Source organism: Pseudoalteromonas sp. SR45-5 (assembly GCF_014163565.1).
Classification (GTDB): domain Bacteria; phylum Pseudomonadota; class Gammaproteobacteria; order Enterobacterales; family Alteromonadaceae; genus Pseudoalteromonas; species Pseudoalteromonas distincta.
Window position 1 is genome coordinate 1 of record NZ_JACJDN010000615.1, and the last position, 2335, is coordinate 2335.

Below are 2335 nucleotides of genomic sequence, written 5' to 3' on the forward strand. Positions count from 1 at the left end.
TATGGCGCATCAACTAAAATCGTCAATTACAACCGTACTTTTTAATAAACGAACGCATAATGTTGAGTTAATGCACCGCTTTTATTTACATGATACCGAACATGCCGTAGGAACATTATTTGAAGGCAAAATCGATATTATTAGCAATAAAGCCGATCAGCAACGTTTTGCTAAATATGTTGAATCGCATGTTGCTCTACAAACATTAAGTGGTGAACCTTTACCACTTAACTTTGTGGGAGCACAAGTTGATGGTAAGTTTTTTTGGGTTTACCAAGAAGCACCAATTCCTGAAAACATTGAAGGAATTAAAATGAGCAATGGCGCGCTTCGTGATTTATGGCCATCTCAGGTAAATATGGTAAACGTTGAGGGCAAAGGTAAGATTAAAACTTTAAACTTTGCACAAGATGATACTTGGCTCGAAGCCCGCTTTGAGCAAAATTAACAGTTAAAACTTCCCCAACCAACGCGCACTGCAGTTAATGTGCGCGTTTTCTTCATACGTTTAAACTGCGTTCATTTTTGATCTGGTATATGTAAATTTACGTAAAAATTGGTAGTTCAATTTGTATATTTACCATTTTTTGCGCATGCTACAACTACCAATTATATTTACTGTATTATCAATAGATTGATAGTAGTGCAAATAAATAATTTAAATATAGTTAGTTTCATTTATCCCTTTAGCTATAACTGGCTTGGGCATAAGCAGTAGAGAATTTTATGTTTAAATTTTATTTAGTAATAACTAAATTCAGGGAATGATATGACTACTCAGGTTGAGGCTATTTTTGGAGTGATTTTTGATTTAGATGGAACATTAGTTTCATCCGAACTAGATTTTGCATTAATAAAGGCCCAAATAGGTTGCCCTTGCGAGCAAGACTTACTTGATTACATTGCTCAGTTGCCCTCACCGTATATGCGTGAAGAGGCAATGAATATAGTTCACCAACACGAATTAATAGATGCACAACATGCCAGTATATTACCTGGTGTGAGTGAAGCTATTCATGCTTTAAAGTCTAAAAATATTCCGATGGCGATTGTTACTCGCAATTTTGATAAAGCAGCGGCAATGAAATTACAAAATAATCCACTCCCTATCAGCACAGTTTTAACGCGAAGCGATGCCCCAGCAAAGCCAGATCCCAGCGCTTTAAATGCCATTGCTACACTTTGGAACATTAACGCCAGAAATTTACTTTATGTAGGCGATTACCTTTACGACATTCAAGCTGCGCACAATGCAAATATGCGCGCGTGTTTATACGCTCCAGAGTCAACGCCTGCTTATGCCGATCAGGCAGATTACGTTTTACATGACTTTGTTGAATTAGTGACATTAGTTGAGAGTTATTCTGAAAAAATAGAGTTATGTTAAATAGCATGCCATTTGATTTATTCTGAAATGAGTATGTAGTTATAAAAGTTTTTATTAATCAAGTTTTGCCCATTGCGGAGCTAGCCCAATACGTTTTGAATTGGTAAAATACCGCAAAACGTAACGTATTCATTAGGGGCACAAAATGGGCAGAGCATTTGTAGTTCGTCAAAGTTCTATGATCAAAACAGCCAATGCAAAAACAAAAGTAAACTCAAAGTACGGCAAAGAGATTTACGTTGCAGCAAAAAGTGGTGTTCCCGATCCCGAAGTAAACCAAACACTTCGCCGTCTAATCGAAAAAGCTAAAAAAGACCAAGTACCCGCACACGTTATCGAAAAAGCAATTGAAAAAGCAGCCGGTGGCGCAGGAGAAGATTACTCTGTTGCCCGTTATGAAGGCTATGGCCCTGGTAACTGCATGGTTATTGTTGACTGTTTAACTGACAATCCGAACCGTACTATCAAAGATGTACGTTTACCATTTACTAAAACAGACTCAAAAATTGGTACTCCTGGCTGTGTAGCGCATATGTTTGATCATTATGCGGTACTTGGCTTTGCAGGCGATGACGATGAAGTCGTATTAGAAGCATTAATGATGGCTGATGTTGATGTAAGCGATGTTGAAGCCGAGGATGGTAAAATATCAGTATTTGCACCGCCAACAGAATACTTTAAAGCTAAAACTGCCCTTGAAGACGCATTTGAAGGCATTAACTTTGAAGTAGACGAAATTACGTTTATTCCTCAAGTTAATATTGAAATTGAAGACGAAGAAGTTATTGCTAACTTTGATAAGTTTATAAATATGCTTGAAGATTGTGACGATGTACAAAATATTTATCACAATGCCATTGTAAAAAATTAAACGCAAACGGTTAAAAGCTTTAAAAAGCGTGTTTTGTGTATGCAAAACACGCTTTTTTACGTTTAAATAAATGTTAG

Annotated in this window: 3 protein-coding genes; all 3 read left to right on the top strand. The window is 36.7% G+C overall.

All coding sequences use genetic code 11. From position 1 onward, the window contains the following. The first annotated feature begins 1 nt into the window (after position 1). The 3 genes from H5072_RS17145 (at position 2) to H5072_RS17155 (ending at position 2258) form a co-directional block, all read left to right on the top strand. Entirely contained in the window at positions 2–448 is a 447-nt protein-coding gene (locus H5072_RS17145) for a DUF6702 family protein (protein ID WP_182694229.1), read from the top strand. Between the two features lie 321 nt (positions 449–769). Next, complete coding sequence (locus H5072_RS17150; RefSeq protein ID WP_182694230.1) at positions 770–1387, top strand: HAD family hydrolase; 618 nt, start codon at positions 770–772, stop codon at positions 1385–1387. Between the two features lie 145 nt (positions 1388–1532). Continuing rightward, complete coding sequence (locus H5072_RS17155; RefSeq protein ID WP_165723787.1) at positions 1533–2258, top strand: YebC/PmpR family DNA-binding transcriptional regulator; 726 nt, start codon at positions 1533–1535, stop codon at positions 2256–2258. Positions 2259–2335: the final 77 nt, after the last annotated feature.